The sequence below is a fragment of the Pseudonocardia sp. ICBG601 genome, assembly GCF_020496245.1.
Map to the genome: position 1 here is coordinate 10,988 of NZ_JAHLJA010000005.1, position 25,312 is coordinate 36,299.

The 25,312-nt window shown below is 74.0% G+C and carries 21 protein-coding genes and 11 pseudogenes; 15 read left to right on the top strand and 17 right to left on the bottom strand.

The genetic code is table 11. The annotated features are described in order from the left end of the window. The 6 genes and pseudogenes from KPL57_RS05200 to KPL57_RS69315 all read right to left on the bottom strand — a co-directional run bounded on the left by KPL57_RS05200 (position 1) and on the right by KPL57_RS69315 (position 4,804). Positions 1-315 carry a hypothetical protein gene (locus tag KPL57_RS05200; RefSeq protein WP_226350728.1) on the bottom strand — a complete coding sequence of 105 codons (315 nt, stop codon included), beginning with the start codon at positions 313-315 and terminating at the stop codon, positions 1-3. Further along, positions 315-773 carry a lipopolysaccharide assembly protein LapB gene (locus KPL57_RS05205; RefSeq protein ID WP_226350729.1) on the bottom strand — a complete coding sequence of 153 codons (459 nt, stop codon included), beginning with the start codon at positions 771-773 and terminating at the stop codon, positions 315-317. Before KPL57_RS05205 ends, KPL57_RS05200 begins: the two co-directional genes overlap by 1 nt. After that, entirely contained in the window at positions 701-2,461 is a 1,761-nt protein-coding gene (locus KPL57_RS05210; RefSeq protein WP_374203669.1) for an AAA family ATPase, read from the bottom strand. Before KPL57_RS05210 ends, KPL57_RS05205 begins: the two co-directional genes overlap by 73 nt. Then, a pseudogene (locus KPL57_RS71745) lies at positions 2,435-3,081 on the bottom strand (BTAD domain-containing putative transcriptional regulator); the annotation flags it as partial. The pseudogene KPL57_RS71745 and the gene KPL57_RS05210, both read right to left, overlap by 27 nt. Before the next feature lie 48 nt (positions 3,082-3,129). Then, positions 3,130-3,956, bottom strand: a pseudogene (locus KPL57_RS05215) (LLM class F420-dependent oxidoreductase). Continuing rightward, the gene (locus KPL57_RS69315; protein ID WP_226350730.1) at positions 3,953-4,804 is read right to left on the bottom strand and encodes an IclR family transcriptional regulator; all 852 of its coding nucleotides are present in this window, start codon (positions 4,802-4,804) and stop codon (positions 3,953-3,955) included. Before KPL57_RS69315 ends, KPL57_RS05215 begins: the two are co-directional and overlap by 4 nt. A 105-nt stretch (positions 4,805-4,909) precedes the next feature. On the opposite strand from KPL57_RS69315, the gene KPL57_RS05225 reads away from it, so the two are divergent. From KPL57_RS05225 to KPL57_RS05255, 8 genes and pseudogenes are all read left to right on the top strand, one after another. After that, positions 4,910-5,785, top strand: coding sequence for an SLC13 family permease (locus KPL57_RS05225; RefSeq protein WP_226350731.1), 876 nt, complete (start codon positions 4,910-4,912; stop codon positions 5,783-5,785). Beyond that, a complete protein-coding gene (locus KPL57_RS05230; RefSeq protein WP_226350732.1) occupies positions 5,782-6,018 on the top strand; it encodes a hypothetical protein in 237 nt (78 codons plus the stop codon). Before KPL57_RS05225 ends, KPL57_RS05230 begins: the two co-directional genes overlap by 4 nt. Before the next feature lie 14 nt (positions 6,019-6,032). Continuing rightward, on the top strand, positions 6,033-6,383 hold the full coding sequence (locus KPL57_RS05235; RefSeq protein WP_308252779.1) for an anion permease: 351 nt from the start codon (positions 6,033-6,035) through the stop codon (positions 6,381-6,383). Beyond that, on the top strand, positions 6,314-6,469 hold the full coding sequence (locus KPL57_RS71750) for an anion permease (protein WP_374203667.1): 156 nt from the start codon (positions 6,314-6,316) through the stop codon (positions 6,467-6,469). The genes KPL57_RS05235 and KPL57_RS71750 overlap by 70 nt, the downstream gene beginning before the upstream one ends. A 41-nt stretch (positions 6,470-6,510) precedes the next feature. After that, positions 6,511-7,326: an MmgE/PrpD family protein gene (locus KPL57_RS05240; protein ID WP_226350733.1), complete on the top strand. Its 816-nt coding sequence runs from the start codon at positions 6,511-6,513 to the stop codon at positions 7,324-7,326. Further along, positions 7,323-7,715, top strand: a pseudogene (locus KPL57_RS71755) (hypothetical protein); the annotation flags it as partial. The gene KPL57_RS05240 and the pseudogene KPL57_RS71755, both read left to right, overlap by 4 nt. Positions 7,716-7,786: 71 nt before the next feature. Beyond that, entirely contained in the window at positions 7,787-8,044 is a 258-nt protein-coding gene (locus KPL57_RS05250; RefSeq protein ID WP_226350798.1) for a hypothetical protein, read from the top strand. Continuing rightward, on the top strand, positions 8,038-8,544 hold the full coding sequence (locus tag KPL57_RS05255) for an MmgE/PrpD family protein (protein ID WP_226350799.1): 507 nt from the start codon (positions 8,038-8,040) through the stop codon (positions 8,542-8,544). The genes KPL57_RS05250 and KPL57_RS05255 overlap by 7 nt, the downstream gene beginning before the upstream one ends. A gap of 18 nt (positions 8,545-8,562) precedes the next feature. On the opposite strand, the gene KPL57_RS05260 is transcribed toward KPL57_RS05255, so the two are convergent. Beyond that, on the bottom strand, positions 8,563-8,886 hold the full coding sequence (locus KPL57_RS05260; protein WP_226350800.1) for a hypothetical protein: 324 nt from the start codon (positions 8,884-8,886) through the stop codon (positions 8,563-8,565). 26 nt (positions 8,887-8,912) lie between these two features. Continuing rightward, positions 8,913-9,929, bottom strand: a pseudogene (locus KPL57_RS05265) (M20/M25/M40 family metallo-hydrolase); the annotation flags it as partial. 89 nt (positions 9,930-10,018) lie between these two features. Between KPL57_RS05265 and KPL57_RS71760 the strand changes: the two are divergent. Next, positions 10,019-11,677: pseudogene (locus KPL57_RS71760) on the top strand (fatty acyl-AMP ligase); the annotation flags it as partial. An 81-nt stretch (positions 11,678-11,758) separates the two neighbouring features. On the opposite strand, the pseudogene pth reads toward KPL57_RS71760, so the two are convergent. From pth to fmdA, 3 pseudogenes are all read right to left on the bottom strand, one after another. After that, a pseudogene (gene pth, locus KPL57_RS05275) lies at positions 11,759-12,351 on the bottom strand (aminoacyl-tRNA hydrolase). Continuing rightward, positions 12,348-13,042, bottom strand: a pseudogene (locus KPL57_RS05280) (50S ribosomal protein L25/general stress protein Ctc). Before KPL57_RS05280 ends, pth begins: the two co-directional pseudogenes overlap by 4 nt. 185 nt (positions 13,043-13,227) lie before the next feature. Continuing rightward, a pseudogene (fmdA, locus tag KPL57_RS05285) lies at positions 13,228-14,479 on the bottom strand (formamidase). A gap of 68 nt (positions 14,480-14,547) precedes the next feature. Between fmdA and KPL57_RS05290 the strand changes: the two are divergent. Next, positions 14,548-14,787 (top strand): hypothetical protein, encoded by a 240-nt coding sequence (locus KPL57_RS05290; protein ID WP_226350734.1) that lies wholly within the window; start codon positions 14,548-14,550, stop codon positions 14,785-14,787. A 111-nt stretch (positions 14,788-14,898) separates the two neighbouring features. Here the strand turns inward: KPL57_RS05290 and KPL57_RS05295 are convergent. Further along, positions 14,899-15,929, bottom strand: a pseudogene (locus KPL57_RS05295) (substrate-binding domain-containing protein). 305 nt (positions 15,930-16,234) lie between these two features. Between KPL57_RS05295 and KPL57_RS05300 the strand changes: the two are divergent. Beyond that, a complete protein-coding gene (locus KPL57_RS05300; protein ID WP_264197779.1) occupies positions 16,235-16,549 on the top strand; it encodes a MarR family winged helix-turn-helix transcriptional regulator in 315 nt (104 codons plus the stop codon). A 61-nt stretch (positions 16,550-16,610) separates the two neighbouring features. Here KPL57_RS05300 and KPL57_RS05305 read toward each other — a convergent pair. Together KPL57_RS05305 and glmU are read right to left on the bottom strand one after the other, a co-directional pair. After that, a pseudogene (locus KPL57_RS05305) lies at positions 16,611-17,590 on the bottom strand (ribose-phosphate diphosphokinase). Beyond that, the gene (gene glmU, locus KPL57_RS05310; protein ID WP_374203670.1) at positions 17,587-19,071 is read right to left on the bottom strand and encodes a bifunctional UDP-N-acetylglucosamine diphosphorylase/glucosamine-1-phosphate N-acetyltransferase GlmU; all 1,485 of its coding nucleotides are present in this window, start codon (positions 19,069-19,071) and stop codon (positions 17,587-17,589) included. The pseudogene KPL57_RS05305 and the gene glmU overlap by 4 nt, the downstream one beginning before the upstream one ends. 343 nt (positions 19,072-19,414) lie before the next feature. On the opposite strand from glmU, the gene KPL57_RS05315 reads away from it, so the two are divergent. The 4 genes from KPL57_RS05315 to KPL57_RS05330 all read left to right on the top strand — a co-directional run bounded on the left by KPL57_RS05315 (position 19,415) and on the right by KPL57_RS05330 (position 21,421). Next, the gene (locus KPL57_RS05315; RefSeq protein WP_226350736.1) at positions 19,415-19,726 is read left to right on the top strand and encodes a L,D-transpeptidase; all 312 of its coding nucleotides are present in this window, start codon (positions 19,415-19,417) and stop codon (positions 19,724-19,726) included. 107 nt (positions 19,727-19,833) lie between these two features. Further along, the gene (locus KPL57_RS05320) at positions 19,834-20,631 is read left to right on the top strand and encodes a transposase family protein (RefSeq protein WP_226350737.1); all 798 of its coding nucleotides are present in this window, start codon (positions 19,834-19,836) and stop codon (positions 20,629-20,631) included. Next, positions 20,541-20,873 (top strand): L,D-transpeptidase, encoded by a 333-nt coding sequence (locus KPL57_RS05325; protein WP_374203671.1) that lies wholly within the window; start codon positions 20,541-20,543, stop codon positions 20,871-20,873. The genes KPL57_RS05320 and KPL57_RS05325 overlap by 91 nt, the downstream gene beginning before the upstream one ends. A gap of 104 nt (positions 20,874-20,977) precedes the next feature. Continuing rightward, on the top strand, positions 20,978-21,421 hold the full coding sequence (locus tag KPL57_RS05330) for an OsmC family peroxiredoxin (protein WP_075308353.1): 444 nt from the start codon (positions 20,978-20,980) through the stop codon (positions 21,419-21,421). A gap of 120 nt (positions 21,422-21,541) precedes the next feature. On the opposite strand, the gene KPL57_RS05335 is transcribed toward KPL57_RS05330, so the two are convergent. From KPL57_RS05335 to KPL57_RS05345, 3 genes and pseudogenes are all read right to left on the bottom strand, one after another. After that, the gene (locus KPL57_RS05335; protein ID WP_226350738.1) at positions 21,542-22,447 is read right to left on the bottom strand and encodes an aminoglycoside phosphotransferase family protein; all 906 of its coding nucleotides are present in this window, start codon (positions 22,445-22,447) and stop codon (positions 21,542-21,544) included. A 494-nt stretch (positions 22,448-22,941) separates the two neighbouring features. Further along, positions 22,942-24,165 (bottom strand): ISAs1 family transposase, encoded by a 1,224-nt coding sequence (locus KPL57_RS05340; protein ID WP_226350739.1) that lies wholly within the window; start codon positions 24,163-24,165, stop codon positions 22,942-22,944. A gap of 229 nt (positions 24,166-24,394) precedes the next feature. Continuing rightward, positions 24,395-25,304: pseudogene (locus KPL57_RS05345) on the bottom strand (IS5 family transposase); the annotation flags it as partial. Positions 25,305-25,312 lie beyond the last annotated feature (8 nt).

The window sequence follows — 25,312 nt, forward strand, 5'->3', positions numbered from 1 at the left end:
TCACGGCACCGGGGGTGCGTCCCGGCTCCAGGCCCGGCCACGGTCGAGCGCAGCGTCGGCCGCGGCCGGGCCCAGCCGCGCGCGGACGCCCTCCAGCGTCGCCACGACCTCGGGCAGCCCCAGGTGCAGCGCCCCACGGCGGGCCAGGGCGACGCCGAGCAGCTCACCGGCCCGCTCCGCGTCCCCCGCGTCCAGGGCCCACCGGGCGGAGGTCTCGGCGACCACACCGAGGACCGGCCCGTCGTCGGCGGCGACGGCGGCCTTCCCGGCCTGCTCCAGCCGCTCGCGGGCCTCGTCCGGGCGGCCGAGGGCCATCAGTGCCGACGCGATGAGCGTGTGGGTCGCGGCCTCCGCTGGAACCGTCCGGGGCCGGGCAGGACCGGCACGTCGCACTCACGGAGCAGCTCCAGGGCCTCGTCCGGGTTCCCGAGCCGCAGCTCGACCTCGGCCCGTCCCCACCGCAGGCCGAAGCTCGCGCGGATGTCGTCGGGGATGTCCTGGGCGAAGGCCAGGCGCAGGTGCTCGCGGGCCACGATCTCGTCGCCGCGGCGGGCGGCGAGCCGGGCCAGCTGCAGGTGGAACTGCGGGACGTCGTCGGCGTTGCCGAGCTCCGCGGACAGCGCCACCGCCTCGGACCAGGCCCGGCGGGCGGCATCGGTGTCCCCGGCGTAGTCCTCCAGCTCGCCGAGTGCGAACGTCGTCATCCCGAGCCCGAAGCGGTCCCCGGCCCGGGCGAACAGGTCGCGTGCGGCCCGCAGCCGGACTCGCTGCACCCCGAGGTCGCCGGCGTTCTCGGCGTGCGCGGCGATGATCTGTGACGCCGCCGCCCGCAGCCAGGTGTCGCCGTCGCCGTCGGCGATGGCCGCGAGCGCGGAGCGGTCCCCCTCGCCGAACAGCAGCCCGGTGGGCGGGCGAGCTCGACCACCGGGTGCCGTGGTTCGGGCAGCTCCGGCCACAGCGCGACGACGGCGTCCAGCTCCGCCTGGGCGGCACCCTGATCGTCGCCGAACCCGATGTGGACCATCGCCCGGATCGTGCGGGTGAGCGCGACCGCGGCGGCCGGCGCGGCCGCCGGGAGCGTCGCGATCCGGTCGGACCAGGGTTTCAGCGAGCCGAGGTCGCCGCGGACCATCCAGCTCCAGGCCAGGGCCGCGAACAACCGGTGCGCCCGGGGGCCGTCGCCGGCGTCGACGGCGCGGTCCAGCGCGCGGACGGCCTCGCCCTCCACCCGCCGCACGACGGCGAGCTGGTCGAGCTGGTCACCGCCGCGCAGCCGCGGCTCCCCGGGCTCCAGCACCGCGAGCAGGTGGTCGGCGTGCGCCGCGGTCACGGCGTCGTGGTCCGGCGCGTCGGCCAGCCGCGCGGCCGCGTACTCGCGGATCGTCTCCAGCATCCGGTAGCGGGTCGCACCGTCCTCCGCCCCGTCCACCGGGACGACCAGCGACTTCTCCACCAGCGCCGGGAGCAGGTCGAACGCGTCGTCGCCGCAGACGGCCTCGACGGTGCCGGCGTCGACCGGGCCGGCGAACACCCCGAACCGGGTCGCGAGCGCACGCTCGGCGGGGGAGAGCAGATCCCAGCTCCAGTCGACGACCGCCCGCAGCGTCTGGTGGCGGGGCAGCACGGTCCGGGCACCGGACACCAGCAACCGGAAGCGGTCGGCGAGCCGGTCGGCGATCTCGGCCGGGCTCATGCTGCGCACCCGGGCCGCCGCGAGCTCGATGGGCAGCGGCTGACCGTCGAGACGACGGCAGATCTCGGCGACGGCCGGGGCGTGGTCGGCCGGGTCGAAGTCCGGCCGGACGGCGACGGCGCGCTCGGCGAACAGCCGCGTCGCCTGCGCCGGATCCAGCGACCCGAGCGGGTGCAGGATCTCGCCCGGTACGCCGAGGGGCTCCCGGCTGGTCGTCAGCACCCGCAGCCCGGGAAGCCGGGCGAGCAGCTCGTGGACCAGGCCCGCGACGTCGTCGACCAGGTGCTCGCAGTTGTCCAGCAGCAGCACCAGCTCGCGACCGGTCAGCGAGGACACCAGCCGCGCCAGGGCGTCCGGCCCGTCCCGGTCCGCGACCGACAGCTCCGGCCCGCCGACGGCGTGCAGCGCGGCCGGAACGACCTGGTCCCCGCCGGTCAGCGCGGCCAGCTCGACCACGGCGACGGCCGGGCCGACGTCGCGGACGGCCTCCTGCGACAGGCGGGTCTTCCCGGCCCCGCCCGGCCCGACCACGGTGACCAGCCGCGCCGAGCCGAGCAGCGACCGTACCCGGGCCAGGTCCGTCTCGCGGCCGACGAACGAGGTGAGCGCCACCGGCCGGGGCCGGTCCGGCGGGGGAGCCGGTCGCCGTACGGGGATCGCGGTGGCGGGCGGGTCGTCGCGCAGCAGCTCGGTGCGGGTCCGCAGCAGCTCCGGGCCCGGGTCGACGCCGAGCTCCTCGGCCAGCGCGGCCCGGGTCCGGTCCAGCACGGTCAGCGCGTCGGCCCGCCGCCCGGACCCGTGCAGCCCGCGGGCGAGCGCGACGGCGGTGGTCTCCCGCAGCGGCTGCTCGGCGAGGACCGCGGTCAGCGCGTCCAGACCCGCGGTGGGGGTCCCTGCCGCGAGCCCGCGGGCGGCCAGCTCCTCGGCGGCGCCCGCGCGGGCGTCGGCGAGCCGGGTGGCGGCCGGCCGGTGAACGCGAGCCCGTTCAGCCCGCCCAGCGGCGGACCGTGCCACAGGCCCAGGGCCTCGGTGAGCAGGGCGCCGGCGCGGCCGTCGTCGGGCTCGGCCGCAGCGGCCCGGCGGAGCGCGGCGAACCGCAGCGCGTCGACCTCGTCCGGGTCGACGGCGAGCAGGTAGCCGCCGGTCGCGGTCCGCACCCGATCGGCGCCGATCGCGCGGCGCAGCCGGGTCGCCAGCGACTGGAGCGCGTTCGCCGTCGACGGTGGGTCGTCGCCCCACAGCGCGTCGACCAGCGTCGCGGTGTCGACGGGGTGCCCGGCGTCGAGCGCGAGCCGGGCGAGCAGGCCCCGTACCCGGGCACCGGCGGGCAGCAGGTCGCGCCCGTCGGTGTCGGTGACGGAGACGGGGCCGAGCAGCCGGATCGACATCACCGGCCATTCTGCCCCGCGACGGCTACCGGTTTCGGCCGACCGTGGTCAGCCCGACCGCCGGACCACCTGCGCCAGCTCGTCGAGCTTCGTGAGGGTCTCGGACTCCGGCAGGGTTGGGAGCAGGAAGGTGCCCCGCTCGACGCCTGCCTCGGCGTACCCGGCGACGACGTCGGGGTCGGGCTTCCCGCCGAACACCGTCGTCGGCACGTCCGGCTTGCCACGCTCGGCCAGGTCGGCGCGGACCCGGCGGATCTCGTCGACGGAGGTGTGGGAGCGCGGCAGCCAGGCGTCGCCGACCTCGGCGAGCCGGTTCAGCGCGGCCTCGCTCTCGCCGCCCAGGTAGATCGGCGGGGTCCGGACCGGCTTCGGCCAGCAGTACGAGCGCGCGATGTCGACGTGCTCGCCGTGGAACTCGGCCTCGTCCTCGGTCCACAGTGCTCGCAGCGCGTGGAGCTGCTCGGTCATGAGCGGCCCGCGGACCCGGGGGTCGACGCCGTGGTTGCGCATCTCCTCGCGGTTCCACCCGGCCCCGACGCCGAACAGCAGCCGTCCACCGGACACCAGGTCCAGGCTCGCGGTCTGCTTGGCGGTGTGTGGATGACGTCGCGCTGGGGCAGCAGCGCGATGCCGGTGCCGAGGAGCAGGTCGGTGGTCGTCCCGGCCATCGCGGTGAGCGCGGCGAACGGGTCGAGCGTGCGGTAGTAGACCCGCGGCAGGTCACCCCCGCCGGGGTAGGGGGACTCGCGGCTGGTGGGGATGTGCGAGTGCTCGGCGAGGAACACCGAGTCGAAGCCGCGCTCCTCCAGCGCACGGCCCAGCGGTCCGGGGCGGATGCCCTCGTCGGTCACGAACGTGGCGATGCCGAGCTTCATGACCGCGGGTACCCGCCCGGCGCGGCCCGCACGCGGGGCGCGCGCCTCAGCCCGACGACACGGCAGGCGGACCGCTCCCGCCGAGCCGGGCGGAGAGCTCGTCGGACGCCTCGCGGAGCATCGGGACGAACCCGACGAGCTCGTCGCGCCCGGCCCGCACGGCCGGCACCGACACCGACAGCGCGGCGACCGCACCGTGTGGTCGAAGACCGGCACGGCCACGGCCACGACCCGGGGACGCGCTCCTCCAGCGAGATCGCGTAGCCGTCGTGGCGCACCTGCTCGATCTGCCTGTCCAGCCGTTCCTGCGCGGACGGGTCCCCGGCGAGCCGGCCGCGGGCCGCGGCGAGCCGGCCGGGGTCGACGTGGGCGAGCAGCGCCTTGCCGGGCGCGCCTTCGTGTGGGGGCCGCGGAGCACCGAGGTCGGTGTAGATGCGGCGCAGCGGTTGCTGGGACTCCACCTGGGCGATGGTCCGGCGGCTGGGCTCGGCGTCGAGCACGTGCAGCCCGACGGTCTCGCCGGTCCGGTCGCGGAGCCTCGTCATGATCGGGACGGCCTGTGACTCCAGCGACAGCTGCTCGCGGGCGACCTCGCCGAGTCCGAGCAGCCTCGGGCCGAGGGAGTAGGCGGTCGACCCCGGCGCCTGGGCCATGAAGCCGTGGCTGGCGAGCGCGCTCACCAGGCGGTGGGTCGTGCCCCGGGTCAGTCCCGTGAGCCGGGCGATCTCGGTGATCCCGGCGATCGGCCGGGCACGGGAGAAGACGGACAGGATCGCGACGGCCCGGTCGATCGACTGGACCCCGCCCCCGGTGGCCTGCTCCCCGGCGTCGTCGCGTCGTGCCTCCACGGTGCCGGAGCTTAACGACGTCCCGCAGGGCCGACCGTTGCCCGGGCGCCCACCCGTCGTCTACGGTGCCCGTATTACGAGACATCGTTCCGGAAGGTGGGCACTATGGCAGTGCAGTCAGGGCCTCGCGCCGATGCGGCGGAGGCACCCGAGGCGGACCGGTCGACCGGGACCAGCCGTTTCGACACCGTGCGCGCCCGGATCGGGCTGCCCGTCGGGCCGCTCGGGTTCCTCGCGGTCCTCCTGCTCGCGGACGGGCTCGTCTGGCCCCAGCGGGCACTCGCGGCGGTGTTCGTGCTGGTCATGGTCTGGTGGGTCACCGAGGCGCTGCCGCTGGCGGTGACGGCCGTCTTCGCTGTCCTGCTGTGCGTCTTCCTCGGCGTCGCCGACGAGGAGACCGTGCTCGGGGCCTTCGGGACCGACACGATCTTCGTGTTCCTCGGCGGCTTCGTGATCGCCCGGGCGATGAGCGTGCACGGGCTCGACCGCCGGATCGCCCTCCGTGCGCTCTCGGTCCCGGGCATCGCCGGGTCCCCGGTGCGGACCATGATCGCGTTCGGCGTGCTGGCGGCGGCGATCTCGGCGTTCGTGTCCAACACCGCGACGGTGGCGATGCTGCTGCCGATCGGGATCGGCATCGTCCGCTCGGTGAGCACGGTCAGCACCCGCGAGGGCGGCCCGGACCTGTCGCGCTCGCGCTGGGCGACGTCGGTGATGCTGATGATCGCCTACGGGGCGTCGATCGGGGGTCTCATCACGCCGGTGGGTGCGCCGCACCAGCTGATCGGCCGCGACCTGATCGAGTCGCAGACCGGCCGCACCATCGGCTTCGTCGAGTGGGTGACGATGTTCCTGCCCATCGTGCTGGTCATGTTCGTGGTGCTGGCCGTGCTGTTGCTCCTGCTCAACCGGCCCGAGGTCACCCGGCTGGAGGGCGCCGCCGAGTTCGTCGCGAGCAGCGGGCGTCGCTGGGCGGTGTGACCCGCGGGGAGAAGAACACCGTCGTCGCGTTCCTCGTCGCCGTCGTGCTCTGGACCACCCCGGGTGTCCTCGGGGCCGTGATCGGCGAGGACACCGCGCCCGTGCTCTGGCTCACCGAGCACGTGACCGAGGGGGTCGCGGCCGTCTTCGCGGCCACCCTGCTGTTCCTCCTGCCGGCGCGGTCGCGCACGGTGGTGGCCTCGTCCCGACGCTCACCTGGGCCGAGGCGGTGAAGATCGACTGGGGCGTGATCCTGCTCTTCGGCGCCGGCACCGTGCTCGGGTCGATGTCCTCGGAGACCGGCCTCGCGCGGACCTTCGGCGACGGCATCGCCACCGGGCTCGGGGTGTCGTCGCTGGTGGCGGTGACGGTGCTGGCGGCCGTCATGGCCCTGCTGGTGTCCGAGACGACCAGCAACACCGCGAGCGCCGGGATCGTCGTGCCGATCGTGGTCCCGATCGCGGTCGCCATCGGCGTCGACCCGCTGATCCCGGGCTCGTCGCGACCGCGGCGGCCGGGTACGGGTTCATGCTCCCGGTCTCGACCCCGCCCAACGCCATCGTCTACGGCTCCGGCCTCGTCCCCCTCACGAAGATGATCCGCAGCGGCGTCGTCTTCGACATCGTCGGCGTGGCGGTGCTCGTCGTCGGAGTCCTGCTCATGGCCCCGCTGGTCGGACTGTGACCGGCCGCCCCACCCCGCACCCCACGACCCAGGAGAGAACCGTGTCCCACCCCCTGCAGACCCTCGTCCGGCGGATCCTCGACCGGACCGGTCCGCTGCCGGACGAGGTGCTCGCCGCCGCCCGGCGCACCGTCGCCAACGTCGTCGCCACCGCCGTCGGCGCGGCCGGCGCCCCGGCCGTGGACGCGGTCGTCGCGGCGTCCACCGCGATGGCGCCGGGCGGCGCCGCGGTCGTCCCCGGCCGTCCCGAGCGGCTCCACCCGCTCGACGCCGCCCTGGCCACCGGGCTCGCCGCGCACCTCGACGACTTCGACGACACCCACCTGCGCACCGTGATCCACCCCGGCGCCGTCGAGCTGGCGACGCTGGTCGCCCTGCAGGACGGGCCGGCAGCCGGCGACGCCGACGAGGTGCTCACCGCCGTCGCCTGGGGCGTCGAGGCGCAGCTGCGGCTGGGCAACGCGATCTCGCCCGAGCACTACGACGCCGGCTGGCACATCACCGGCACCTGCGGCCCGGTCGGCGCCGCGGTCACGGCGGGCCTGCTGCGGGGGCTCGACGCGGACCGCCTCGCCGTCGCGGTGGCGCTCGCGGCGGGCGGCCCCGTCGGCAACCGGGAGGGCTTCGGGTCGATGACCAAGCCGTTCCACCCGGGCAGGCGGCCGTCGTCGGGCTGCGTGCGGTGCAGGCCGCCCTCGACGACGCACCGTGGCCGGGTGACGTCCTCACCGGCCCGGCGGGACTCGCGACCCGGCTCGTCGCCGGGGTGTTCCGGCCCGGCGAGCTCCTCGACGACCTCGGCACCCGGTGGGAGCTGTGCGCGAACACCTTCAAGCCCTACCCCTGCGGCATCGTGACCCACCCGGCGATCGAGGCCGCCGAGGCCCTGCACGCCGGGCTCCCGGGCGGCGACACCCGAGCGATCGAGGAGATCGAGCTCGTCTGCCACCCGCTCGTCCCCGAGCTCACCGGCAACCCCGACCCCGCCGACGGGCTGCAGGCCCGCTTCTCCACCGCGCACGGCATCGCGGCCGGTCTCCTCCTCGGGCAGGTCGGCCTCCCCGCCTACGCCGACGACCTGGTGCGCAGCGACGAGGCCGTCCGGCTCCGCTCGCTGGTCCGCTTCGACGCCGTCGACGACTGCGCCCGCGACGCCGCCCGCCTGCGGATCCGGATCGGGGACGCATGGCGCCACCACGACGTCGAGCACGTCCGGGGGAGCCTGGCCCGCCCGATGACCGACGACGACCTGGCGGCGAAGGCCAGGGCGCTGGTCGAGCCGGTTCTGCCCGGGCGCGCCGCGGAGCTGGAGCGGGCGTGCGGGGCCACCGGCCCGGCTGGGTGCCCGCGCTGCTGGCCGCGACCACGCCCGACCGGGAGCTGCCCCGCCGGGCACCGGAGTCCGTGGTCCCGGTCGTCGGGGCCGACCCGGCGCTGGCGCAGCTCGTCGCGGAGCGCGCGGTCCGGCCCGGTCCGCGGGCCGCGGAGCTGCTGGGTCACCTGGCCGACCGGGGACGGTCCGCCCTGGACGACACCCGCACGAGGCCGACCCGCGCCGCCGGGCCCTGGTGGTAGCGCGTGCGCTGGGGAGCGAGCACGACCCGGCGGTCACCGCGGCGGTGGCCGCCGCCCTGGCCTGCGGGGACGGCACCGACGCGGTGGCGCCCGCCGTCGCCGGGGCCGGCGTCGCCCTCGACCTGGCGCGGGTGCTGGAGGTGCCCTCCCGCGCGGTCGTCCGGGTGGCCGCGGCGCTGGCCGCCGCCGTCGCGGCGGGCTCGTCGCCCCGGGTGGTGCTGCACGCCCTGGGGCTGTCCGCCACCCAGGTCACCGGGGTGGCGGGCGACGCCGGGGGCGACGCGCTGCACGCACGGTCCCAGGCCGACGCGGTGGTCGACGGCGTCGCCGCGGCCAGGCTGGCCGCGGCCGGGGTCACCGGCCCGGCGCAGCCGTTGCACGGCAGGCGCGGCGTGCTCGCCCTGCTGGGCGCCGGGGACGCGGGGCGGTGGGAGGCGACCGCGGCGACCGCGTCGGCGGCGCTGGAGGCGGCGGCGTCGCCGGTCGCGGCCCCGCTGTGACGGGTCCGGGCGCGGCTCTCAGCCGCGCCCGCCCAGCCGCGCCAGCAGCAGCGCCTCGGCCAGCACCCCGCGCCCGAACATGCCCAGGTGCAGGCTCTCGTCGATCCCGTGCCAGCGGCTGGCCGGGTCCCCGACGCCGGTGACCAGCACCGCCGCGCCCGGGAACGTCCTGGCGAACTCGGCGATGAACGGGATGGACCCGCCGATGCCGGTCTCGACCGCGTCGTTGCCGTAGGCGGCCGAGAACGCGGCTCGGGCGTGGTCGTAGACCTCACCGGTCGAGGACAGGCTGAACGGCTCCGCGACCCCGCCGCCGGGGTCACCGACACGTGCGCGCCCCACGGCACGTTGCGCTCCAGGTGCCCGGCGAGGGCCTGCTGTGCCTCGCGGGCGTCCTGGCCGGGGGCCAGCCGCATGCTGACCATCGCCCGGGCCCGGGGGAGCAGCACGTTGGAGGCCTCGGCGACCTTCGGCGCGTCGATCCCCAGCACCGCGACGGCGGGGGCGTGGTTCACCCGGTCCGGGATCGAGCCGGTGCCGAGCAGCTCGACACCGTCGAGCAGGCCGGCGTCGGAACGGTAGGTGGCCTCGTCCGGGTCGGGGGCGTCGGAGCTGCCGCGCACCAGGCCGGGGACGGCGACCTCGCCCTTGTCGTCGTGCAGGGTGGCCAGGGTGCGGCACAGCGCGGTGAGCGCGTCGCCGATCGGGCCGCCGTAGACACCGGAGTGCACCGGTCGTTCCAGCATCGACACCTCGACGACGACGTCGACCAGGCCGCGCAGGCTCGTGGTCAGTGCCGGGACGTCGACGGCCGGGTTCGCGGCGTCGGCGATCACGATGACGTCGGCGGCGAGCTTCGCGTGGTGCTCGGCGAGCAGCGCGGTCAGGGTGGGGGAGCCGGACTCCTCCTCGCCCTCGATGAACAGCACGACCCCGACCGGGGGCTTCCCGTCGTAGGCGCGCAGCACGGCGAGGTGGGTCATCACGCCGGCCTTGTCGTCGGCGTCGCCGCGACCGTAGAGCCGGCCGTCGCGCTCGGTCGGGGTGAACGGCGGGCTGGTCCACTCGTCGTCGCCGCCGGTGGGCTGCACGTCGTGGTGGGCGTAGAGCATGACCGTGGGCGCGCCCTCGGGTGCTGGCCAGTGCGCGACGACGGCCGGGGCCCCGCCGTCGGCGGACAGGATTCGACCGATGGCGGCACCGGCGTCACGGGCCAGCGCGGCGACCGCGTCCGCCGAGCGCCGGGTGTCCTCGGCGTGCGCCGGGTCGGCCCAGATGCTCGGGATGCGGACCAGCGCCTCGAGATCCGTGCGCGCGCCCGGCAGGACGGCGTCGACGGCAGCGGAGAGCGCTGCGGGAGCGGGGTCGGTCTGCGGCTCGGCCATGCGTTCGGATGCTACGCGGGCCCGGCGGGGCCGCACCGGTCGCCGATCGTGCCGCCACGCACGGGCGGTTCGTCGCTACATTCGGGCGCATGTCCCGATTCCTGGCGACGTTGCTGGAGTCCGCGACCGGTCCCGACGGGTCCGCCCGCGGGATGACGACGGGGGAGCCGCGCGAACCCGTGCGGCGTTCCTGGGCGGAGGTGCACGGGACGGCCCGCGGGATCGCGGACGCCCTGCGACGCCCCGGCGACGACGGTGGCCCGGCCCTCCCGTTCGGCGGCGCGGTCGGGGTGCTGGCCGGGGAGCCCGCGGCGATCGCCCCGGCCGCGCAGGCGGTGTGGCTGTGCGGCGGCAGCGTGACGATGCTGCACCAGCCGACCCCGCGCACCGATCTGGCCGAGTGGGCCGCCGACACCGTCGCCACGCTGACGATGATCGACGCCGCGATGGTGCTGCTCGGCCCGCCCTTCGACGCCCTCGCCCCGGTCCTGACCGAGCGCGGCATCCCGTTCGGGATGCTCGACTCGCTGACCGGCGACCCGGCGGCGTTCGTCGCGGACGCGCCGCCGTCGCCGACGAGGGCGACACCGCGTTGCTGCAGCTCACGAGCGGTTCCACCGCGGCCCCGAAGGCCGTGCGGATCACCCACGCGAACCTGCACGCCAACATCGGGGCGATGGTGACCGCGTCGGCGCTGGACGTCGCGACCGACCGGATGGTGTCGTGGCTGCCGCTGTTCCACGACATGGGCATGGTCGGGTTCCTGACCGTCCCGATGACGGTCGGGCTGGACTGGTCACCGTCACACCCGCGGACTTCCTGGGTCGCCCGCGACTGTGGGCCGAGCTGATCTCGTCCTACGGCGGCACCGTCACCGCGGCCCCGAACTTCGCCTACGCCGTGCTGGCCCGCCAGCTCGCCCGGGTCGACGACGGCGCGCTCGACCTGTCCACGTTGCGCATCGCCCTCAACGGCGCCGAGCCGGTCGACCCGGCCGCGGTCGCGGCGTTCACCGACGCCGGCGCCCGCTTCGGGCTCCGGCCGGAGTCGGTGCTCTGCGCCTACGGGATGGCCGAGACCGCGCTCGGGGTGTCCTTCGCGCCCGTCCACACCGGACTGACAGGTCGACCGGGTCGACGCCGAGTCGCTGGAGGCGCACCGGCGTGCCGAGCCCGCGGGCGCCGGTCCGGTGCGGGAGTTCCCCGAGCTCGGACCGCCGCTGCCCGGGATCGAGGTGAAGGTCGTCGGCAGCGGTGGTCGCGTGCTGGGACCCCGGGAGGTCGGGGTCCTGCACCTGCGCGGCGACGCCGTGACACCCGGCTACCTCACCGTCGACGGCCCGGTGCCCACCCAGGACCGGGACGGCTGGTTCGACACCGGCGACGAGGGCTACCTGACACCCGAGGGCGCCGTCGTCGTGTGCGGCCGCACCAAGGACGTGATCATCATGGGGGGCGCAACATCTACCCGACCGACATCGAACGGGCCGCCGGTGCGGCCGAGGGCGTGCGCGCGGGCAACGTCGTCGCGGTCCGGATGGCCGCGGGGCAGGGGCGGCACCGGGAGTCGTTCGCCGTCGCCGTCGAGGCCCGTGGGGACACCGATGCCGACACCGTGCGCGGGATCCGCGACGACGTGATCCGCCGTGTCGTCTCCGCGGTGGGGGTGCGACCCGCCGAGGTCGCGGTCCTGGCCCGGGGAGCCTGCCCAAGACCCCGTCCGGGAAGCTCCGCCGCGCCGCGACGGCGGACCTGCTCACCGCCCGTCCGCTGACCCGGACGCACGAGAGCCCCGATCCCATCGGGACCGGGGCTCTCGTGGAGGACGGCTCAGCCCGACAGCGGGTGGAACCGGTTCTGCGCCGGCTCCAGGCCCTCGGACAGCAGGGCCTCGGCGGCGTCCGCGGCGAGGTCCAGCCGAGGTCGAGCTCCTTGTTCTCCACACCGGAGAACCGCTTGAGCACGTAGTCCGCCGGGTCCTGACGACCCGGTGGCCGACCGATGCCGAACCGCACGCGCAGGTAGTCCTTCGTGCCGAGCGCCTTGCTGATCGAGCGCAGGCCGTTGTGCCCGCCCTCGCCGCCGCCGCGCTTGAGGCGGATCACGCCGAAGTCGAGGTCCAGCTCGTCGTGGACGACGATCACCTCGGTCGGCGGGATCGAGAAGTACTGCACCAGCCCGGCGACCGGGCCCCCGGAGAGGTTCATGTACGTCCGGGGGACGGCCACGGTCACCGGGCGACCGGCCAGCCGGCCCTGCGCGATGTCGGCGTTCGACCGCTTGTGCGCGGAGAACCGGCCGGCGCCGGCCCGCGTCGCCAGCAGCGCGGCGACGCGGGTACCGACGTTGTGCCGGGTGCCCTCGTACTCCGGACCGGGGTTCCCGAGTCCGACGACGAGGGCCGGCCCCGGCACGGGGCTCACTTGTCGGAGGACTCGGAGTCGCCCTCGGAGTCCGCGGAGCCCTCGGCGGAGTCGCTCTCGCCCTCGGCGGCCTGCTCCTCGTCCGACGGCTCCTCGACCACGCCGGCACCCTCGGTGTCGACCTCGGCCTCGAGGTCCTCCTCGGTCGGGGCCGCGACGACCTGCACGACGAGGTACTCCTCGTCGGTGCGCAGCTCGACGCCGCCGGGGAGCTTCAGGTCCTTGGCGAAGTACTGGGTGCCGATCTCGGCGTCCTCGACGGAGATCTCGATGTTCTCCGGGATGTTCAGCACGTCGGCCTCGACCAGGACGGTGTTGAGGTCCTGGGTGACCAGCGAGCCGGGGGCGGCCTCACCGGTGACGACGACGTCGAGCTCGAGCTCGACCTTCTCGCCACGCTTGATGACGAGCAGGTCGACGTGCTCGATGTAGGGGCGCAGCGGTGTGCACGACCACGGTCTTGGTCAGCGCGAGCTGCGGCTGCGCACCGTCGACGTCGAGCTCCAGCACGGCGTTGCGGCCCTGCTCGCGGACGACCGCGGCGAACTGCAGCGACGGCAGCGACAGGTGGACGGGGTCGGTCCCGTGGCCGTAGAGGACGGCGGGGGATCTTGCCGGCACGACGGGTGCGACGGGCGGCGCCCTTGCCGAACTCGGTCCGGGTCTCGGCGGGAATACGGGTCTGGGCCACGGCTGCTTGCTCCTCGAAAGACGTTCTGCGACAGGTGCGCGCGGCGAGGAGCCGACCGGGATCGGCCCACGTCGATCACGGCGGGTCTAGGTGCACCCGCCCTCGCGCGGAGATGCCGAGAAGAGTACGCCAGGCCCGTGTGGCGTCCCGGGGTCAGCCCCCGCGACGACCACGGGCCCCGCTGGTCAGGCCACCGAGTGGGGGACTCCCGGACCCGGGTCGATGCGGTGTGGGCCGTTCTTGCCGGGCTTGACGTCGAAGTCGAAGATCCCGGTCGGGAGGTAGACCGTGGAGCAGGAGTTCGGGATGTCGACGACGCCGGAGAGCCTGCCCTCGATCGGTGCGGCCCCGAGGATCATGTAGGCCTGGATCGGGGAGTAGCCGAAGTTCGTCAGGTAGTCGATCGCGTGCAGGCAGGCCCGCTGGTAGGACAGGTGCGAGTCGAGGTAGCGCTGCTCGCCGTCGAGGGTGACCGAGGTGCCGGAGAACGCGATCCACTCGCTGTACTGCGGGTCGGTGTTGCCGGGCACGAAGATCGCGTTCTCGCTCACGCCGTAGGTCGCCATCCCGCCCTTGATGACGTCGACGTGCAGGTCGATGAAGCCGCCCATCTCGATGGCGCCGCAGAAAGTGATCTCACCGTCGCCCTGGGAGAAGTGCAGGTCGCCCATCGACAGGTTCGCGCCGTCGACGAACACCGGGTAGAAGACCCGGCTGCCCTTGGTGAGGTTCTTGATGTCCTGGTTGCCGCCGTTCTCCCGGGGCGGTGCGGTGCGCGCGGCCTCCGCGGCGGCCGGTCGAAGTCGGCTCCGGTCAACGAGCCGAGGATCGCCGAGCCGGGGTTGGGCGGCAGGGCCAGCGGCGGCACCCGGTCCGGGTCGGTGTCGATCAGCGCCTGCTCGCGGGCGTTCCAGCGGCCGAGCAGCTCGGGCGAGGGCGCGGTCCCCATCAGTCCGGGGTGGACGATCCCGGTGAACGACACCCCCGGGACGTGCCGGGAGGTGGCCGTCCCGCCCCGGAAGTCCCAGATGACCTTGTAGGCGTCGGGGAACTGCTCGGTGAGGAAGCCGCCGCCGTTGCGGGTGGCGAACACGCCGGTGTAGCCCCAGCCCTGCCCGGCCAGCGGTCCGGAGTCCTCCTGGGGGATCGGGCCGACGTCGAGGATGTCGACGATCAGCAGGTCACCCGGCTGAGCCCCCTCGACGGCGATCGGCCCGGACAGCACGTGCACCCGTCGAGCGGGGCGTCGAGGATGTCGTCGGCGGAGTCGTCGTTGTGGATGGCGCCGTCGAACCACTCGCGGCAGTCGACGCGGAAGGTGTCCCCGGGCTTGACGTGGACCTGCGCCGGGATGTCGGGGTGCCATCGGTTGTGGCCGGTCAGCTGCTGGTCGGTGAAGGACCTGGTGCTGTCGAGGGGGAAGACGTTCCTGGGCATCGGGCACTCCGGGGTCGGTGCGGACGCGGGCGGGGCGGTCAGGGTCGCGGCAGGCCGCGGGTGGCGGGGTGCAGCGGTGGCCCGCCGGGGCGCAGCGGGCGCGGCGGCGGGCGGAGACGACCTGGGGCTCGTGGGCCGTCGCCGTCGTGCGGTCGATCAGGGCGCCGCGGCCGCGGTCGGCGAGGCCGAGCATCGGCGCGGTGATGACGCGCGGGGACGCCTCCCCGCAGGTGGGGCAGCGCGCCGTCGCGGGGGCGCTGCCGATCGGGTGCCGTTCCTCGACGGGGCCGTCGGCCCCGCACCGGTAGACGTAGAGCGCCACGGTCGTACCTCCCGGCACGTCGGGCGACCCGACATGCATCCGAGGAAATAGTTTCCTGGGAAAGTACGACCGACGGGCCGGGGTGTCAACGCGGGCGTCAGAGTTGCTCGACGACGTCCCACGCCACCCCGTCGGCGACGGCGAGGAACACCTGCTGGCGCAGGTGCCGGCCGTGCACCTCGACGGTCCCGCGCGGGCTCTCGTAGGCCAGCCCCTCGGCGACCGCGGTCATCGCCGGCACCTCCGGCGACCCGGCCCGGCGCATGAGCTCGGTCAGCAGCCGGACCCCCTCGTAGCAGGACTCGCCGAGGCTGTTGAGCACCGGTGCGTCCGGGCCGAAGCGGTGGGCGTGCGCGGCCGCGAAGTCCAACCCCGACGCCGTCGCCAGGTCCTCGAAGTAGCCGGCCGAGGTGAGCAGGCCGCGGGTGTTCTCCGGGCCCGAGGCGAGCAGCACGTTCTCCTCGATCAGCGAGCTGAAGCGCAGGATCTCCCGGTCCAACCCGACGGCGCCGAAGGCCCGGTTGAACTCGACGGCGTCGTTGCCGATCAGGAGCATCAGGACCGCGTCGCAGCCGCTCGCCTCGACCCGGTGCAGCACACGGGAGAAGTCCTCGGTGCCGAGCGGGACGTACATCTCGTCGCAGACCGTCCCGCCGATCCGGCGCAGGTGCTCGGTCGCGACCCGCGCGGACCGGCGGGGCCACACGTAGTCGTCGCCGACGATCGTCCAGCGGCGCACCCCGCGGCCTCGGCGAACCAGCTCAGCGACGGGCCCAGCTGCAGGTCCGGGGTCTCCCCGGTCAGGAACAGCCCCGGCCGCTGCTCGCCGCCCTCGTACAGCGCGGTGTAGGCGTAGGGCACGCGCCCGCGGATCCGGGGTGCGACGGCCTCGCGGACCGCCGAGATGTGCCAGCCGGTGACCGCGTCCACGGCCCCCGCGCTGACCAGTGCGTCGAGCTCCGCGGCGACGACGGCGGGTGGCGCACCGCCGTCGACCGGCACCAGGTTCAGCTCCCGGCCGAGCACCCCGCCCGCGGCGTTGACCTCCTCGGCCGCGAGTGTCGCGCAGGACTCGCACGACGGGCCGAAGATGCCGGCCGGACCCTGGAGCGGGACGACCAGCGCCACGTTGAGCACCTCGCTCCCGCGCGCCGGCACCGCCGTCGCGCGCCCGGGGGCCGGGGTCGGAGTCATGCAGGTGACGCTATCCATCGTGGCCTGGCCCACCCACCCCCTCGGGCGAAAACGTCCGGTTACGATGCGCTCATGGCGGAGCCCGCGGAGCACGTGCGGCCGTCCGGGGACGAGTCGCTGCGGCTGCTCTGCGCGGTGGGCCGGGCCTGGACCAGGAGCTCGACGACGCGCTGCAGGCCTGTGGCTCCGAGGTCGAGCAGTGGCGGGTCCTGGGCTTCGTGGCGCGGGGCGGCGCGACGATGAGCGCGCTCGCCGAGCACGCACTGCTGCTGGCGCCGCGGGCGACCAAGCTCGTGGACCGGATGACCGCGGCGAACCTCGTGCACCGCAGGCCGGACGCCGTCGACCGGCGCCGGGTGCTGGTCGTCGCCACCGAGCGGGGCCGCGCGGCGCTCGCGGAGTGGGACGCGGCGGCGGCCGGTGTGCTGGAGCGCTACCGGGACCTGCTGGGCCCCGACGCCGCCCTGTTCGACGACGTCCTGGGCCGCCTGCAGGGCGCGACCGGTCGGCCCGGTGCGCCGGGGCAGGCCGGGCTCGTCGCGACCGAGCGCTGACCCGGACGACCGACGGCGCCCCACCCGGAGGCGGAGCGCCGTCGGCGGACGTGCGGGGTGCTCAGGCGTTGCCGTCGAACAGGCTCGTGACCGAGCCGTCCTCGAACACCTGGTGGATCGCCTCGGCCAGCGCGGCGCGATCGGGAGCACGGTCATGCTGTCGAAGCGCTTCTCGTCCGGGATCGGCAGCGAGTCGGTGAAGATGACCTCCGACGCGCCGCAGTTGGCCAGGCGCTCGGTGGCCGGGCCGGACAGCACACCGTGGGTGGCGGCCACGATCACGTCCGAGGCGCCCTCCTTGAGCAGCACCTCGACCGCCTTCGCGACGGTGCCACCGGTGTCGATCATGTCGTCGATGACCACGCAGCAGCGGCCCTCGATCTCACCGACCACCCGGTTCGCGACGGCCTCGTTCGGCTTGCGCGGGTCCCGGGTCTTGTGGATGAACGCCAGCGGGGTCCCGCCGAGGGTCTCGGCCCAGCGCTCGGCCAGGCGCACCCGGCCGGAGTCGGGGGAGACGACGGCGAAGTTCCCGTTCGGCCGGGTGCTCTTGATGCGCTGGGCGAGCACCGGCAGCGCGAACAGGTGGTCGACGGGGCCGTCGAAGAAGCCCTGGATCTGCGACGTGTGCAGGTCCACGGTCAGGATCCGGTCGGCACCGGCGGTCTTGAACATGTCCGCGACGAGGCGGGCCGAGATGGGCTCGCGACCGCGGTGCTTCTTGTCCTGACGGGCGTAGCCCCAGAACGGCATGACCGCGGTGATCCGCTTGGCCGACCCGCGCTTGAGCGCGTCGACCATGATCAGCTGCTCCATGATCGCGTCGTTGATCGGGGCGGAGTGCGCCTGGATCACGAACGCGTCGCTCCCGCGGACCGACTCCTCGAAGCGGCAGAAGATCTCACCGTTCGCGAAGGAGTAGGCGGACTGCGGGGTGACCGTGACGTCGAGCTCCTTCGCCACGTGCTCGGCGAGCTCCGGGTGCGCCCTCCCCGAGAACAGCATCATGTTCTTCTTGGGAGTGCCTGCGATCGCGCTCACCGTGCGGTGCCTCCTCGGCTGAGGTCTCTCGGGTCTGTCGTACCGGCGGAGGTGGTGTGACCTGCGCCGTCGCTGCTGGTCGTGCCGTTCGTGGACGGGTCGCTGCCCGCCCGCTGTGCCGCCTCGGCGGCGGGGGTGCCGGGCCGCTTGCGCGGCACCCACCCCTCGATGGTGCGCTGTGGCCCACCGGACACCGCGAGCGCCCCCGGTGGGACGTCGGCGCGGAGCACGGTCCCGGCGCCGGTGTAGGCGCCGTCCCCGACCGTGACGGGGGCGATGAACATGGTGTCCGACCCCGTCCGCACGTGGGATCCGATGACGGTCCGCTGCTTGCGGACGCCGTCGTAGTTGACGAACACCGACGAGGCGCCGATGTTGCTCATCTCGCCGATCGTGGCGTCGCCGACGTAGGTCAGGTGCGGGACCTTGGTGCCCGCGCCGATGTCGGAGTTCTTGACCTCGACGAACGTGCCGATCTTGCCGCGCTCGCCGAGGACGGCGCCCGGGCGGAGGTAGGCGAACGGCCCGACCGAGGCGCCGGGGCCGATCCGGGCCTCCGACCCGTGGGTGCGGACGACGCTCGCGCCGGCCCCGACGACGGTGTCGGTGAGCGTCGTGTCGGGACCGATGACCGCGGCCTCGCCGACCTCGCACGCACCGTGCAGCTGGGTGCACGGGTGCAGCACGACGTCGGGCGCCAGCCGCACGTCGACGTCGACCCGGGTGGTGGCGGGGTCGACCACGGTGACCCCGGCCAGCATCCACTCGCGCAGCACGCGGCGGTTCAGCTCGGCGCCGAGCTCGGCGAGCTGGACGCGGTCGTTCACGCCGCGCACGCGCCACTCGTCGTCGCAGCGGAGGGCGTGCACCGTCCGGCCCGCGGCGACGGCGGCGGCGACCAGGTCGGTGAGGTAGAGCTCCTGCTGGGCGTTGTGCGCGGCCAGGCCCGTGATGCCCGCGCGCAGGAACTCTGCGTCGAAGGCGTAGACCCCGGAGTTGATCTCGCTGATCGCGCGCTGTTCCGGGGTCGCGTCGGCGTGCTCGACGATGCCGGTGACGGAGTCCCCGCTCCCGCGCACGATCCGGCCGTAGCCGGTGGGGTCGGGGACCTCACAGGTCAGCAGGGTGACCGCGGCGCCGTGGTCGGTGTGCTCGGTGACCAGCGCGGACAGGGTCGCGGTGTCGAGCAGCGGGACGTCGCCGTAGGTGACCAGGACGGTGCCGGCCAGGTCCGCGGGGAGCGGGGTGAGGCCGCTGCGGACAGCGTCGCCGGTGCCGAGGCGCTGCTCCTGGACGGCGGTGGTGGCGGTGCGTCCGAGGGTGGCGGAGATGTCGCCGACGGCCCGCTCCACCCGTTCGCGCTCGTGTCCGACGACCACGACGAGGTGCTCGGGGGCGGTACCGGCCAGTGCGTGCACCGCGTGGCCGAGCATGCTGCGCCCGCCCAGCTCGTGGAGCACCTTCGGCGTCGACGACCGCATCCGCGAACCCGCACCCGCCGCGAGGACGATGCCGGCCGCGACCGCCGCCGTTCCGGGGGCCGGTCGGTCACCGGTGCCGGCCCGGTCGGGTTCGGGCATGTTCGGTTCCTCCTGCCGGACTCGCCGCCCGTGCCGGGCGGAGGACGCGGGACGCGCCGTGCCGGTACGGCATCGTACGGGGACGGCCCCGGGGAACCCGGCGGGCCCGTCGCGCCGGTGGTGACGGCGTCCAAACCCAAGATCAACCCTTCGGGTGGTAACCGGTCGGTCGCCGGTCTCGTTCCACCGTTCAGACGACGGCGACCGACCGGTCACCGTCCGCGATGCGGATGAGCGGAGTGCGATGACGCGCGAGGTCGAGGGACGCCGTCGGCGGCCCCGGGTGATGACGGTCCTGGCCACGGTGGTGGCCCTGGTGCTGGCCGGGCTGACCGCCGGAATGATCGGGACCGCGTCCGCGGCGCCGACGGAGTCCGACGCCGGGCCGGGCCGCACCGAGGGCACGCCGTGCTCGGCGGCCGCGCGTGCCTGCGTCGACCTCGCGAACAGCACGGCATGGCTGATCCGCGACGGGAAGATCGAGGCGGGACCGGTGCCCGCGTCGTTCGGCAAGAAGGGGCAGCGCACCCCGGCGGGGGTCTTCCAGGTCCAGTGAGCCTTTTTCAACCTGACGTTTGTGCTGGTCAGGGGCGTGAAGGCCGGCCGGGGTGGGGCTCCTGGTAGACGGATGGGTGTCGAACCGTCGTCTGCCAGGAGCCCCGTGTGCTGTCCTACCCATCCGGGATGAACGTGTCCAGCCGTAGCGTCCGTGATCTTGCTGATCTTCTCCGGGGGCATCGGCGTCAGCGTGGAACACGCTGGCGCCGGCTCTCAGCCGGTCGGCAGGCCTTGCTGGTGCTCGCCTACCTGCGTAAGGGCGAGACCTACGCTGCCCTGGCCTGCGGGTTCGCGGTGAGCACCGCGACGGTGTACCGGTACCTGACCGAGGCGATCGGTCTGCTCGCCGCGCTCGCCCCGACCCTGGAACAGGCCATCACCGTCGCCGCTGGGAAGGCGTTCGTGATCCTGGACGGCACGCTGCTGCGTATCGACCGGGTCGGCATGACATCCGGCTACGACCGGGCGTTCTACTCCGGCAAACACAAGTGCCACGGCCTGAACGTGCAGGTCATCGCCGACCCCGTCGGCAGGCTGGTGTGGATCTCCCCACCGCTACCCGGAGCCCGGCACGACATGGGTGCCGCCCGCGCCCACGGGATCATCGACGCGGTCAACACCGCCGGGGTGCGGGCGATCGCTGACACCGCCTACCAAGGCGGCGGGCCCGCGATCACCGTCCCCCACCGACGCCGCCGCCGCGACCTCGACACCGGCCGGTACCGGCCCCTGTCAGCGAATCAGAAAGCGGTCAACGCCGCCCACGCCCGACGACGGGCACCCGGTGAACGGGTCAACGCCGAGCTGAAGAACTGGAAGATCCTCCGCAAGATCCGCTCCAGCCCCAACCAGGCCACCCAGCTCGTCGCCGCGGTCCAGACCCTCATGATCACAGCTACCTGACCAGCACAAACGTCAGGTTGAAAAAGGCTCAGTGGAAGAACAAGGACCACCGCAGCAGGGAGTTCAACAACGCGCCGATGCCGTTCGCGGTCTTCTTCGCCCCCGGCGGCATCGCCTTCCACGAGGGCAACACCGAGACCGAGTCCGCGGGCTGCGTCCGGCTGTCGCGGGAGAACGCCGAGCGCTGGTTCAACTCGCTGCAGGTCGGCGACCGCGTCGAGGTCACCAACATTCCGCAGTGACGTGTGGTGTTGTTTCCGCCCCAGGGGTGGCGGGAACGGCTCGGGCGGAGAACACTTCCGACTGATCGGTTGTGCAAAACCGATTCTGACGACACGGAGGACTCATGCCCACGCGCAGCGCCCGCACCGCCTGGAACGGCACCCTGGAGCAGGGATCCGGCCAGGTGGAGCTGTCCAGCTCCAAGGTCGGCACCTACGAGGTCAGCTTCCCGAAGCGTGCCGCCGACGAGGCCGGCGGCACGACCAGCCCGGAGGAGCTCATCGCGGCGGCCCACTCGGCCTGCTTCGCGATGCAGCTCTCGGCGAACATCGCCGAGGCCGGCGGGACCCCGGAGTCGCTGGAGGTGTCGGCCGACGTCTCGCTCGGCCCGGACAAGGACAACGGCGGCTTCAAGCTGACCGGCATCACCCTGAAGGTGCGCGGTGAGGTCTCCGGCCTCGACGCCGACGGCTTCGCCAAGGCCGCCGACGCCGCGAAGGCCGGCTGCCCGGTCTCCAAGGCACTGACCGGCGTCGACATCACGCTGGACGCCGCTCTCGAGAGCTGAGAACACCCCCGCGACGTCCCCGCCCGGACCTCGGACGGGGGCGTCGTCGTGCCCCGGGCGGTCGCCGTCGAACATCCGCCGCAGCACGGCGACCGCGCCGGCGGGCTCCCCGGGGCGGGCTCAGCGACTACGCAGCAGTCGGCCCAGAGTGCGCAGGCCCAACCTGCTCAGCGCCGGGGCGGAGGTCCGGTAGTACCAGCCCAGGCCCATCGCCTGCGCGAACGCCCAGGCCCGTCCCCGCGCCCACTCGACGGGGCCGCAGCCCAGCTCCGCGCGCAGCAGCTCCCGCGGCCCGTCGTCGAGCAGGTGCCACGCCGCGACGAGGTCGAGTGCCGGGTCGGCCGGGCCGAATCCGCCGCCGTCGAGGAGGCCGGTGAGCCGGCCGTCGGCGACGACCACGTTGCCGGGGATCAGGTCGCCGTGGGACATCACGTCCGGCCCGGCGCGGGGCAGCACCCGGAACTTCGCCCACATCCGACGGAGCGGGCCGACGTCGAGCAGGTCGGCGGACTCGGCGAGACACGTCGCCATCCAGGCGTCCTGGTCCGGAAGGTGCCCGCCGCGGCCGTCACCCGCGAACCGGCGCCCGCGGGTGTCGGTGGCGCGCAGGCGGCGCAGCAGACCGGCCAGGTCGACGGCGAATGCGGCCGACCGGCCGGGGTCGTCGGCGTCGGCGGTGCGGCCCGGCACCCAGGTCTGGACCGACCACGGCAGCGGGTAGCCGTGTCCGGGGTTGCCGATCCCGACCGGCTCGGGCGTCGGGACCGGGCTGCAGGCGGCGAGCTCCCGTGCTGCGGTCGCCTCGGCCACCAGACGCTCGCGCACCGCCGCGGTGTCGTGGCCTTGCAGCGGGAACCGGGCCGCGAGGCCGTCCCCGACCCGGTGTATGGCGTGCACGGTGCCGCGGCCGGGGGCCGGGCGCACGGGCAGGTGGCGCAGCGTGGGGAAGGAGTCGTCGACCAGGCGGCGGGCGGTGGCGGCGTCCACCCGCATCTCGTCGATGTGCATCATCGCGGGGGAGTGCACCACCGGGACGGTGCTTCGGGCGAGCGGATTGCGTCCGCGAGCGGAGGCGTGGGGGTGCGGCTGCTCCGCCGCCAGGATTCGAACCTGGACCATCGGAACCAAAATCCTGGCTGTGCTCGACGCTGATGCACGTCGGGGCAGGTCAGGGCGTGGGGTTCGTCCGGGGCAGTCCGCGGCGGACCGGCTCAGGACTCGGCGACTGATGTCGGTCGGTGATGTCAGCCTGCGCCTGCCCCGCTTGCCAGTGCCATCCCGTCGACCTGCTGCAAGCCGACCGCGCGGGCGGCCGTGGGCGGCCCTCGACGCAACCGCTGGCCGACGTCGTCAGGCTCCGCCCACGGTCGTCCGTGTGGTAGCCCGGAGGGAGGTCGGCGGGATGGCATGTCCACCATCCCGGAGACCTGCCCGCCCGGCGAGGGCCCAGTCGTAGACGCTCTTTCGCCAGGAACTGGCATGGGTCTAGCTGGACCGAGGCCAGGGCCCCGGCAAAGTCGCTAGATGATCTTGTAGGTGGTCAGTGGTCGATGGGGGTCGCGGGCGTGGTGGCGGAGTGCTGCGGCGATGTTGCTGACGCCGTGCAGGCGTAGCGCGGTGATCGCGAGGTTCCGCAACGCCGACATGACCTGCGGGGCGTGACCGGTGTGGGCGGTGGCGCGGTCTTCGTCGAAGCAGACATCACGGACCCAGTGCAGGCGATTCTCGATCGACCAGTGCCCACGGATCCAGCGGGCGAGCAGTCCTGGATCGGCGTCGGTGCTGGTCAGGCTGGTGATCGCGTAGGCGGTCTCGGTTCTCCACTTCCCGCCAGGCCGCAGTGGGCGACGCCGGCGCACCAGCTTGATCGCCTGGGATGCGTGGGGGAAGAACTCTGCGCCCAGGTCGGGACAGGGGTGCAGGCTGACCACGCTGATCGTGCGGGTCTCGACGCGGCCGTGCCCACGCCCGCGTTGACGATCAGCGACGCCGATCTGGGTCCAGGGCAGCGCCCGTACCCGTGCCAGCAGCGTGGGCTGGTTCGCTTTGATCGTCATCAGGTAGTGCCCGCCGCGGCGGTGTAGGTAGTCGGCGTGGGCTCGCTGGGTGTGCAGAGCGTCCGCGGTGACCAGTACATCGTCGAGGTCGAGGGGGTCGAGCAGCGCGGTGAACGCGGTGATCTCGCTGCCTTTCTCTGCGACCTGAACCTGGCCGAGCACGCCACCGCTGGTCTGGTCGAGCACCGACACCAGATGCGGGAGCCAGACCCTGCCGTCGGCGGCACGGACGCGGGCGCCGCGCAGGGTCTTGCCGTCCAAGGCCAGCACGCGGCGCTGTTCTCGCCGGGGTGTGCCCTCCGGGGCCGGCTGGGCGCTGAGCTGGGGCAACACCCAGGACTGCAACGCCGCCTCCAGCGCCGAGGCGTCGACCCGTTGCAGGACCCGGCGGATGGTCGACTCGTGCGGAGCGACCGCGCCCACCCCGAGCACGTCCAGCACGGCGCGGCCGACGTCATGGGCGTACTCGGCGATCGCGGTGAACGACCGGGCCCCCGCCAACACCGCGCACGCCCCCAGTAGCAACACCGCGAGGACACCGTGGCGGACACCGCGTGGTTTCCGCGGGTCCGGCACTCGCGACAGGGCCTCCACCAGCGACAACCCCGCCGCCTCACCGACCGGCGCGGCTCTCCCCGCGTCAGGACCGACCTCCAGGCCTTCCAGAGCAGCAACGATCGGAGACACTGACACTGCGGACACAGGCTTCCTGACGTGAGCAAGGATTCGACACCCTCATGATCACGCCAAGCCTGTGTCCGCACCCACCCCCACCCCCCACATCACCGCAGCTCAGGACCCACCCATCACGACTTTGCCGGGGCCCTGGGCGCTACCCCACCAGACGGGCCACCGTCGCCGCCCCGGCGATGACGGCCGGTAGCCCGAACATGGCCGCCAGACCCCCGGGGCTCAGAGCGTGTTTGGAAATTCTAGTGGGTTGAGGGTGTCGTGTGTTTCTGCTGGCGGGTGGCGGGGTATCCACGGGCGATGCGGCGGGTGATGGTGTTGATCGCGGCCCAGCGGATCATGGCTTCGGATGTGGTGGGGTGGCGTTCGTAGTCTCGGGCCAGGCGTCGGTGTGCGGTGAGCCAGGCCAGGGTCCGTTCGACCACCCACCTTCGTGGGAGGACGGTGAATCCGCGCTGCTCGGGTGGCTTGCGGATGATCTCGATCGTTGTCTGCAGGATCGTGGCGGCCCAGTCGAGCAGTCGCCCGGCGAAGCCGGCGTCGGCGTAGACGAACCGCACCCTGGTGCGCAGGTAGAGGTTGAGCAGGATCGGCTTGGCGCCGTCGCGGTCCTGTACCGAGGCCGAGCACACCATCGTGGTCAGCAGCAGACCGAGGGTGTCGGTCACGATGAACCGTTTCCGTCCGCCTGTCTTCTTCCCGGCGTCGTAGCCGCGGGAGTCCTGGCCGACGGTGTCGGCGCCCTTGACCGACTGGGAATCGATGATCCCCGCACTCGGCTCCGGATCACGGCCCTCGGCGATACGTAACTGCCCCCGCACGACCGGGAGGATCTTCTCGGTGACCTTCTGCTGTTCCCACTGGTTGAAGTACCAGTAGACGGTCTGCCAGGGCGGGAAGTCCACCGGCAACGCCCGCCAGGCACACCCGGTCCGCACGACATACAAGATCGCGTCCAGCACGTCCCGACGAGCATGAGCAACAGGCCGCCCCCGCCGCGCGAGCGGCGGTAACAACGGCTCGATCACCACCCACTGGGCATCACTGGTGTCCGAGGGGTACCGGCGCGGTCGTTCCTGCATGCCGACCACGATGGAGCACCCCAGCCGTGTCGACCATCCCGACACACCCACCATTTCCAAAC

What these genes read in the sequence shown, in the direction of transcription:
- KPL57_RS05200 (WP_226350728.1), bottom strand. Translation starts at nt 315, where the DNA reads ATGGCCCTCGGCCGCCCGGACGAGGCCCGCGAGCGGCTGGAGCAGGCC.
- KPL57_RS05225 (WP_226350731.1), top strand. Translation starts at nt 4,910, where the DNA reads ATGGCAGTGCAGTCAGGGCCTCGCGCCGATGCGGCGGAGGCACCCGAG.
- KPL57_RS71750 (WP_374203667.1), top strand. Translation starts at nt 6,314, where the DNA reads ATGCTCCCGGTCTCGACCCCGCCCAACGCCATCGTCTACGGCTCCGGC.
- KPL57_RS05300 (WP_264197779.1), top strand. Translation starts at nt 16,235, where the DNA reads ATGAGCGCGCTCGCCGAGCACGCACTGCTGCTGGCGCCGCGGGCGACC.
- glmU (WP_374203670.1), bottom strand. Translation starts at nt 19,071, where the DNA reads ATGCGGTCGTCGACGCCGAAGGTGCTCCACGAGCTGGGCGGGCGCAGC.
- KPL57_RS05315 (WP_226350736.1), top strand. Translation starts at nt 19,415, where the DNA reads ATGACGCGCGAGGTCGAGGGACGCCGTCGGCGGCCCCGGGTGATGACG.
- KPL57_RS05330 (WP_075308353.1), top strand. Translation starts at nt 20,978, where the DNA reads ATGCCCACGCGCAGCGCCCGCACCGCCTGGAACGGCACCCTGGAGCAG.